At 70.5% G+C, this 9,061-nt stretch carries 7 protein-coding genes; 6 read left to right on the top strand and 1 reads right to left on the bottom strand.

Annotation, left to right across the window (positions count from 1 at the left end; genetic code table 11):
• The first annotated feature begins 12 nt into the window (after positions 1 to 12).
• The 4 genes from ACFOVU_RS09125 (at position 13) to ACFOVU_RS09140 (ending at position 3,944) form a co-directional block, all read left to right on the top strand.
• Positions 13 to 795: a type III pantothenate kinase gene (locus ACFOVU_RS09125; protein ID WP_378531799.1), complete on the top strand. Its 783-nt coding sequence runs from the start codon at positions 13 to 15 to the stop codon at positions 793 to 795.
• Positions 796 to 860: 65 nt separating this feature from the next.
• Complete coding sequence (lysX, locus tag ACFOVU_RS09130) at positions 861 to 2,357, top strand: bifunctional lysylphosphatidylglycerol synthetase/lysine--tRNA ligase LysX (RefSeq protein WP_378531801.1); 1,497 nt, start codon at positions 861 to 863, stop codon at positions 2,355 to 2,357.
• A 645-nt stretch (positions 2,358 to 3,002) separates the two neighbouring features.
• The gene (locus ACFOVU_RS09135) at positions 3,003 to 3,311 is read left to right on the top strand and encodes a LuxR C-terminal-related transcriptional regulator (RefSeq protein WP_378531803.1); all 309 of its coding nucleotides are present in this window, start codon (positions 3,003 to 3,005) and stop codon (positions 3,309 to 3,311) included.
• Positions 3,312 to 3,377: 66 nt separating this feature from the next.
• Positions 3,378 to 3,944, top strand: a complete 567-nt coding sequence (locus ACFOVU_RS09140) for an amino-acid N-acetyltransferase (protein ID WP_378531805.1) — start codon at positions 3,378 to 3,380, stop codon at positions 3,942 to 3,944.
• Position 3,945: 1 nt separating this feature from the next.
• Here the strand turns inward: ACFOVU_RS09140 and ACFOVU_RS09145 are convergent, their stop codons facing one another.
• On the bottom strand, positions 3,946 to 7,242 hold the full coding sequence (locus tag ACFOVU_RS09145) for a UvrD-helicase domain-containing protein (RefSeq protein WP_378531806.1): 3,297 nt from the start codon (positions 7,240 to 7,242) through the stop codon (positions 3,946 to 3,948).
• Positions 7,243 to 7,843: 601 nt separating this feature from the next.
• On the opposite strand from ACFOVU_RS09145, the gene ACFOVU_RS09150 reads away from it, so the two are divergent.
• A complete protein-coding gene (locus ACFOVU_RS09150) occupies positions 7,844 to 8,119 on the top strand; it encodes a hypothetical protein (RefSeq protein WP_378531808.1) in 276 nt (91 codons plus the stop codon).
• 228 nt (positions 8,120 to 8,347) lie between these two features.
• Positions 8,348 to 8,683 carry a histone-like nucleoid-structuring protein Lsr2 gene (locus ACFOVU_RS09155; RefSeq protein WP_378531810.1) on the top strand — a complete coding sequence of 112 codons (336 nt, stop codon included), beginning with the start codon at positions 8,348 to 8,350 and terminating at the stop codon, positions 8,681 to 8,683.
• The last annotated feature ends 378 nt before the right edge of the window (positions 8,684 to 9,061 follow it).

Here is a 9,061-nt window from a genome sequence, read left to right on the forward strand (position 1 = left end):
GATGAGGCCCACATGCTGCTCGCGATCGACGTCGGCAACTCCCAGACGGTCCTCGGCCTCTTCGACGGCGAGGACCTGACGGAGCACTGGCGCGTATCGACCGAGGCGCGGCGCACCGCCGACGAATGGGCGGTGGTGCTCCAGGGGCTCATCGGCGGCAGCGCCCTGACCCGGCCGGGCGACATCGACGGGATCGCGATGTGCTGCTCGGTGCCGACCGTCCAGCACGAGATGCGCGAGATGTTCCGCCGGCACTTCGGCGACGTGCCGGCGGTCATCGTCGAGCCGGGCGTCAAGACCGGCGTCCCGGTGCGCATGGACAACCCCAAGGAGGTCGGCAGCGACCGGATCATCAACGCGCTGGCGGCCGTGCAGCTCTACGGCGGGCCGTGCGTGGTGGTCGACTTCGGCACCGCCACCACCTTCGACGCGGTGAGCGTCAAGGGGGAGTACGTGGGCGGCGCCATCGCGCCGGGCATCGACATCTCGGTCGAGGCGCTGTCGCGCCGCGGCGCCCAGCTGCACATGGTCGAGATCGTCAAGCCGCGCGCGGTCATCGCCAAGAACACCACCGAGGCGCTGCGCTCGGGGATCGTCTTCGGCTTCGCGGGCCAGGTCGACGGCATCGTGGACCGGATGGCCCAGGACCTCACCGCCGATGTCGACTCCGTCACGGTGGTGGCCACCGGCGGGCTGGCCCCCATGGTGGTCGACGAGTGCGAGACCGTCGACATCCACGAGCCGTGGCTCACCCTGATCGGCCTGCGCCTGGTGTACGAGCGCAACGTGGGCTGAGCGGGGCCGGGGCGGCCCCGTCCCCGCGGTCCGGCCGCGGTGACGGCGCGGATAGGATCTGTGCCGTGAGTGACGTGCCAGACGATTCCTACGATGACCTGCCCGAGCAGATGCGCATCCGGCGCGAGAAGCTGGACCGGCTGCGCGCCGCAGGCGCCGACCCCTTCCCCGTCGGGTTCCCCCGCACGACCGGTATCGGCGACGTCCGGGAGAAATACGCCGACCTCGCCCCCGACTCCGCCACGGGCGAGCGGGTGGGGATCGCCGGCCGCGTCATGCTCTACCGCACCGGCGGCAAGCTGTGCTTCGCCACCCTGCGCGACCCCTCCGGCGACCTCCAGGTCATGCTCTCGCTCGACCGCCTGGGCGCCGACTCGCTGGCTGCGTGGAAGTCCGACGTCGACCTGGGCGACCACGTGGGCGTCGAGGGCGAGGTGATCACCTCAAGGCGCGGCGAGCTGTCGGTCATGGTCGACTCCTGGGCGCTGACCGCCAAGTGCCTGCGCCCGCTGCCCGACAAGCACAAGGGGCTCACCGACCCCGAGGCGCGCGTGCGCCGGCGCTATGTGGACCTCATCGTCAACCCCGAGTCCCGCGAGATGGTGCGGCGCCGCGCCGCGGCGGTCCGCTCCCTGCGCGACGGCCTGATGGACCGCGGGTTCATCGAGGTCGAGACCCCGATGCTCCAGCAGGTGCACGGCGGCGCCACGGCGCGCCCGTTCACCACCCACATCAACGCCTACGACCTCGGCCTCTACCTGCGCATCGCGCCCGAGCTGTACCTGAAGCGGCTGGTGGTGGGCGGGATCGAGCGGGTCTTCGAGATCAACCGGAACTTCCGCAACGAGGGCGCCGACTCCACGCACAACCCCGAGTTCACGATGCTGGAGTTCTACCAGGCCTACGCCGACTACAACGTCGTGGCCGACACCACCCGCGAGCTGATCCAGTCGGCGGCCCGCGCGGTGTTCGGCTCCACGGTGGTCGAGCGCGACGGCCGCGAGTTCGACCTGGGCGGCGAGTGGCCGCAGGTCACCCTCTATGGGGTGGTGTCGGAGGCGCTGGAGACCGAGGTCACCCCGCGCACGCCGCTCGAGGACGTCCGCAAGCTCGCCGACTCCCGCGACATCGAGTGGGACCCCGACTGGGGCCAGGGCAAGCTGGTGGAGCACCTGTTCGAGGAGCTGGTCGAGCACACGCTCGAACAGCCCACCTTCGTGCGGGACTTCCCGGTCGAGACCAGCCCGCTGACCCGGCAGCACCGCGACGACCCGCTGCTCACCGAGAAGTGGGACCTCATCGGTTTCGGCATGGAGCTGGGTACCGGGTACTCCGAACTGGTCGACCCGGTCGAGCAGCGGCGCCGGCTCACCGAGCAGTCGCTGCTGGCCGCCGGCGGCGACCCCGAGGCGATGCAGCTCGACGAGGATTTCCTGCGGGCTCTCGAATACGGCATGCCGCCCACGGGCGGTGTGGGGGTCGGAATCGACCGGCTGCTCATGGGATTCACCGGCCGCAACATCCGCGAGACCGTGCTGTTTCCGCTGGTCAAGCCGGAATAGCGGGTGTCGCCGCCCCCGCCGGAATCAATGGCGGGGGCGGCATTGCACGACCGCACTTGCGCACGTTGCCGGATCGTGATGTTTGACACCCCCATGAAGGCCCTGGCCAGCGGCACTGTCTACATGGTCACTTTCTGAATACTGTTCGGGCGTCCCGAGCGCCTCCGCCGTGCCCGTAGCGTAGATTATTTTCGCAGGTCAATGCCGGAATTGAAGATTCCTGCATTCGCAGGTCATGACCGATAATGATCATCTGATCACACTCTGTGTTCATAACGACCTTGACGACCTGTTCTCATCCGCTTAGCGTTTCGAAACGAGCGGAGAAATCCGCGTGTTTGCCGTAGTGGATCTACATGACGGTGAGTGAGAATGGCTGAACACTGCTTCGGCGGCTTCTTCCATTCTTTGCCGTGCACGCCCCCGCAGGATCTGTCCGTCCCAGATCTCAGCGTGAGGGTCCGTGGACTCCCGCAGGCACCGCGCACCCGCCTCTGTGCCAGGGAGGCTCACGCGCCGGTGGTCGGCGGCCGGTCCCGGAGAAAACCCAGGCGTCCATGTCAAGAGGTTCGTCCCTCTGCTCGACCGAGGTCTCTGCGGCGACGAGTTGTTGTTCCGCACTCACCACGGATGAGGGAGGACGGAGTGGAACAGGCCACACTCGTACGTCGTGCCGTGAAGGACCCCAGCGTCCCGCTGCTGCGGGAGAGCATGGTGCCGCCGCCCGCGGCACCTGCCCACGATGCTGGACAGACCCTTCCGGTCAACTTGACCGACGATGAACTCCAGCTGCTGGCGGAAATCGCCACCGGCGTGACCACGGACGTCGCCGCGCGGCGTCTGGAGCTGAGCGCGCGCACCCTGCGCCGCCGGCTGCGTGCCATCTGCGACCAGCTCGGCGTGAACACCCCCATCGAGGCGGTCGTGTGGGCCGCACGCAAGCAGCTCATCTGACGGACCCCCCGGGGGCCGGTCCCCGGAGTCCCGCGCATGACGGCGGACGAGTAATCTGATGCGGTCATGCATCCCCAGCAGGTCACCGTCCGCCGCGCGCGGACCCGAGACGTCGTTCATATCCGCCGACTCATGGACACGTTCAGCCAAGAGCGGCGCGTGCTCGCCAAGAGCACCGTCAACCTCTACGAGGACGTCCAGGAGTTCTGCGTAGCCGAAGCCGGCGATGGCGAGCAGCGCACCATCGTCGGCTGCGGCGCGCTCCACGTCCTGTGGGAGGACCTCGCCGAGGTCCGCACCGTCGCGGTCGACCGCAGCGCCCAGGGCCACGGGGTCGGCCACCGCATCGTCGCGGCACTCCTCGACCGCGCCCGCGAACTGGGCGTGCGGCGGGTCTTCTGCCTGACCTTCGAGACCGACTTCTTCGGCAGGCACGGGTTCGAGCCCATCCAGGGCACCCCCGTCTCCCACCGCGTCTACGAGGAGCTGCTGCGCTCCTACGACGAAGGCGTCGCCGAGTTCCTCGGCCTCGAACGCGTCAAGCCCAACACCCTCGGCAACACCCGGATGCTGGTCTACCTCAACGCGCCCGGCACCCCCCGCCCCGCACCCGGCGGGGCAGGGGTCGCCTAGCTCAGATCAGCCGCAACTGGCGGTCCTTCGGCCGCCGGCGCGTGGCGGTCTCCTCGTCGACCGCCATGGTCAGGACGTCGTCGATCGCCGACAGGAACGCCGACGGCACGGTGTCGGCCGCCCCGCCGCCCCGCCGGGTGCGGCGGCGCGCCCGCGACAGGTACAGGCGCCGCTGCGCGCGGGTCACCCCGACGAAGAACAGCCGCCGCTCCTCGGCGTCGTCGGCCGGGTCCCCGCTGGCGGGCGCCGCCCCCGGCAGCCGGAACGGCAGCAGGCCGTCGTCGCAGCCGATGAGGAACACCACCGGGTACTCCAGCCCCTTGGCCGCGTGCAGGGTGAGCAGCGCGACCCGGTCGGCGCGCGGATCGAGCGCATCGACCTCGGCGCCCAGCGCCAGGGCCGACAGGAACGCCTCCAGGTCATCGCCGCACCGGCCGGCCGCGGGCAGCATCAGCTCGCCGGCCGTGCGCAGGTCGGTCACCAGCGCGGTGTCGCCGGCGTGCCGTTCGCACAGCAGGGCGACCGCCGCGCGCACGCGGCCGGTCAGCTCCGCACCCGGGTGGTGGGCCAGCTCGCCGGCGACCATCCGCACGGCCGGCCGCGCCAGCAGCCGGTCGTGCGAGCGCTTCTGGAAGGGGACGCCCGCGGTGTTGAACGCGCTGATGACCGCCTCGCTCTGCGCGTCGGTGCGGTAGAGCACGCAGATGTCGCCGAAGGACAGGCCGCCGTCGCCGTCGCCGGTCACCCGCCCGCTGTCCAGCGAGTGGTAGGACGTGCCGCCGAGCAGCCGGTCGATCGCGCGCGCCACGAACGACGCCTCGGCGCGCTCGTCGGCCGCCACGTGCACCCCGATCCGCGGCGGGTCGGCGAAGTCGCCGACCGCCCGCAGCTCCCGGCCGGGCACCAGCGACGCCGGGGCGATGGCCTGGGTCGCGGCGGTGACGATGGTGGCGTTGGAACGGTAGTTGCGGGTGAGCCGCACGGTGACCGCGCCGGGGTGGTCCTCGGTGAACCGCAGGAAGAAGCCGACGTCGGCGCCGCGGAAGCCGTAGATGGCCTGGTCGGGGTCGCCGATGGCGGTGATGTTGCCGGCGTCGCCCGCCAGCAGCCGCAGCAGCGCGTACTGGGTGCCGTCGATGTCCTGGTACTCGTCGACGCTGATCCACCGCCAGCGGTCCCGGTAGGCCGCCACCAGAGCGGGATCGTCGCCGAGCAGCCGCACGGGCAGCGCCACCAGGTCGGTGAAGTCCACCAGGTCGAGTTCGCGCAGCCGTCGCCGGTAGGCGTCCTCCTCGGGCGAGGGCTCCGCGCCGGCGGCGCCGTCGAGCCGGGCCAGGAGCCGGCGCCCCTCGCGCTCGCCCCCGGCGACATCGGCGGCGATCTCCAGCTGCCGGGCGGCGTCGGCGATGCCGAAGTCCGCCGACAGCCCGGCCCGCTCGTACTGCTCGCGCAGGATGAGCAGGCCCAGGCCGTGGAAGGTCGTGACGGTCAGCTCGCGGGCTCGCTCGCCCAGCAGGTCGGTCAGCCGCTCGTCGAGCTCCTCGGCGGCGCGCCGGGTGAAGGTGATGGCGAGCTGGTGGGCGGCCGGGACGCCGCGCTCGGAGACCAGGTGCGCGATGCGGCGGGTGACGGTCCGGGTCTTGCCGGTGCCGGGCCCGGCGACGATGAGCAGCGGGCCGCCGGGCACCTCGGCCGCGGCCCGCTGCTCGGGGTCGAGGCCGTCGAGCAGGCCGGGGATCGTGCGCGGGCCGTCGTCGGCCGTGTCGGGGAACAGAGCGGGCGTGTCGTCGTCGCGGGCCGCGCCGGCCTCTGCGGGGTCCGCGGGCGCGGCCTGAGGGGCGTCCGCGGGCTCCAGAAAAGCGGGCGGCGCCGTGCCCCGGGCCGCGCGGGCCTCCGGGGGATCGGCGGAGCGCACAGGGGCGGCCACGGGGGCGTCCGCGGGCGTCGGCGGAGCGAGAGCCGCCGCCGGAGCGGGGTCGCCGCCCTTGCCCGCCGCGGGCCGCGCCGGAAGGGGATCGTCGAAGAGCGTGGGCGTGGCGGACTCCGCGGCCAGCTCATTCGGGGTGAACATCCGGATCGTGCCGTACTCGCCGTCGTAGCCGCCGTCGCGGATGACCTCGCCCTTGCGCAGGCGCGCGATCGCCTCGCCCAGCAGTTCGCCGCCCGCGGCGCGGACGTCGTCGACCGGGATGGAGTGCAGGATGCCCAGTTCCGGGCCGAGCGCCGACACCAGCCGCGCGACCTCGCCCTGCACGCGCTTGCTCTTGGGGCCGAAGCCCAGGATCTCGCCGACGATCTCGGGCAGCGGCACCAGGCTCGTGAACCCGGCGGCCCCCGCAGGGCGGTACCCGAGGTCGCGGTCGGCCAGCTCGTGCACCCGGTGCGAGACCCCGACGGTGAGGGGCTTGGCGCAGACCGGGCACAGCCCGCCGTGCGCGCGGGTCTCGGCGGGGTCGAAGCGGATCCCGCACTTGCGGTGCCCGTCGAGGTGGTACTTGCCCTCCTCGGGGAAGAACTCGACGGTGCCGCCGAACCCCTCGCGGGTCTCCAGCGCGCGGCGCACCGCGTAGTAGTCGAGGTCGGTGTCGAACCGTGTGGCCTCTCGCGCGAGCATGGGCGGCGAGTGGGCGTCGGAGTTGCTGACCTGGGTATAGGCGTCGAGCATCGACACCGTCCAGTTCATTTCGGGGTCGCTGGAGAGCCCGGTCTCGACGGCGAAAATGTGATCGGCGAGGTCGGCGTAGCAGTCGGCCACCGCGTCGAACCCCGACTTCGAGCCGAGCACCGCGAACCACGGGGTCCACACGTGCGCGGGCACGAGATAGGAGCCGGGGTCGCTGGAGAGGGTGATCTCCAGCAGGTCCCGCGAATCCAGGCCGAGGATCGGGCGGCCGTCGGAGGCGAGATTGCCGATCTTCGCCAAATCCGCGGTGATCGCCTCCGCCGCATCCATCGACGGGGCGTACAGCAAATGGTGCACCTTTCGGGTGCGTTCGCCCCGTTTATAGATGGTGGATATCTCCACGGAGAGCATGAACCGCGTCGGTTTCCGACACGCCGGAGGCAGGGTCCGCAGCACACGGGCTTCGATTTCCGGCTTCAGCCGGAACAGGCCGGGCTCGGCCGGGACCAGATTGGCCCGCAGCTCCTCGCGCCAGGCGGGGTGAGTGAAATCACCGGTGCCCACCAGGTCAATGCCCTTGCGCGCGGCCCACCAGGCGAGGTGCTCGAGGTCGCAATCCCTGCTGCAAGCCCGTGAGTACTTGGAGTGAATATGCAGATCTGCATGGAACTCCACGGCGGCGGCCTCCGAATGCCCACGGTGACGGGGTGGTCGGGACTTTGGTCACTTACCCGGGCGCGGATACCCATGGCTTCGCCCCCGTGTCCCGGCCGAGTGCAGGATGCCACGATCCCACAACTCGCGCCTAGCACGGACGCATATGGTGCCCGGTGCGCAGGAGCGGATAGGGGCAGGTAATCTACGGATTGCGGTTGGTAACTCGCCGGGATGCTTCTTCGGGCCGGCCGCCGAGAGGGGTGGGCCGAGATCCGTCCACGGGCCGGGAAACCGCCCCGGACCGGCCACGAAGCGTCGTCTTTTCCACTCCGATTCGGTTGCGGTCCCGCTGGGCTAACCGGCTTCGCGTTGCCCGCCGCGGCTCCGGCTCTCATCTCAACTGGACAGTGCGATTGCGGTTCCCCGAAAGCCGCGAGTCGCACACCCGGGTCGGAACGGGTATGGAAGGTGTCTATGATGTCGGAGACCATGCCGATCTCTCCCGAGTCCGCGGCGGATCACGGCATGGTCCGCCGACTGATCGCGGACAGCGGTCGGCAGCGCCCCTCTGTGGGGTAATTGCTGCATAAAGTAACAACAACGAAGGGGTGTGCCAGCGATGAGTGACGTTTTGTCGGCGCTGATCCCCCCTGCTGTTGTCGCGACGGTCTTCTGCACGTTCGTCATCAAGCTGCTTCGCAACGAGATGGCGCCGAGAACATCGGATGGGCGCCTGGTCAGCGAGGTCGATGGCGCCGCAGGTCGCGAAGCGGCGGATGCCGGGGCGGCGCGCCCGGTCGGGGCTCAAGCCGTTACACCGGAAGACGGGGCAAAGGGCGCGGAGGGATCTTCCGCGGAACTCCCCGGGGACGGACCCCGTCCCGCAGAGGGCTAAGCGCGCGAATGCGGCCCGTCGCGGGGGTTAACGACTCCGGATCCCCGGGCAGGGGGCCGGGCCGTATCGCCTGTGGTGCCGGGATTTCGCGAGGTGCGCGGAGCCCGCGCGCCTTGGGGACGCCTCCCATCCCAAATTCCCCGTGAGGGAGAATTGTCTTTCGCGTTCTCTCCGGATAGCTTTATATATCAGGTGCCGCCGCACCGCTCTGCTGAAAGAGGATGTTCTATGGCACAAAAGGTTCAGGTGCTTCTCGTCGACGATCTCGATGGCGGCGAGGCCGAGGAGACGGTTTCGTTCGGGGTCGACGGCTCCGCTTACGAAATCGACCTCAGCGCCGGCAATGCCTCCAAGCTGCGTGATGCGCTCGCCCCGTTCGTCGAGGCCGCGCGCAAGGCGCCCGCCAAGGGCGGGCGCGGCAGTGCCCGTGCGCAGCGCAACGCGCCCAGCCGCGAGCGCAGCGCCGAGATCCGCGCATGGGCCAAGGCCGCGGGCAAGCAGGTCAACGAGCGGGGTCGTATCCCGGCCGCGATCGTCGCCGAGTTCAAGGCCGCCCAGGGCTGAGCAGCACGTGCCGCCCGCCCGCACGCCTCAGGCCGGACCCCGGTTTCCGGACGCGGGTGAGCGTGTTCGCTCAGAGCACATCACCGTCTGAATACACCGCACGGCCCGTGTGCCCTCATCAAGAGGGACACGGGCCGTTCGCTTGCGGCGTAGTTGGAACACCGGCGGCCCGATTGGTAGTTGGATGAGGGTGAACGCCCTATCGTCGGGGAAAGTCTCATGCACGGATGGTCGGTGACGGCCGCGGTGCGGGTTCACCGGGCCGGCCGGGTGACCGCCTGACCGGATGGACGGGTGCGGTACGCCTCTCGGGGGTCCCTCCCCAGGGGCTGGTTTGCGGAAAGTGGGGTTCGGGTTTTCCGTCCCTGTCTGACCGCT

Origin of the sequence: Nocardiopsis sediminis (assembly GCF_042650565.1) — a bacterium.
GTDB classification, from domain to species: domain Bacteria; phylum Actinomycetota; class Actinomycetes; order Streptosporangiales; family Streptosporangiaceae; genus Nocardiopsis_B; species Nocardiopsis_B sediminis.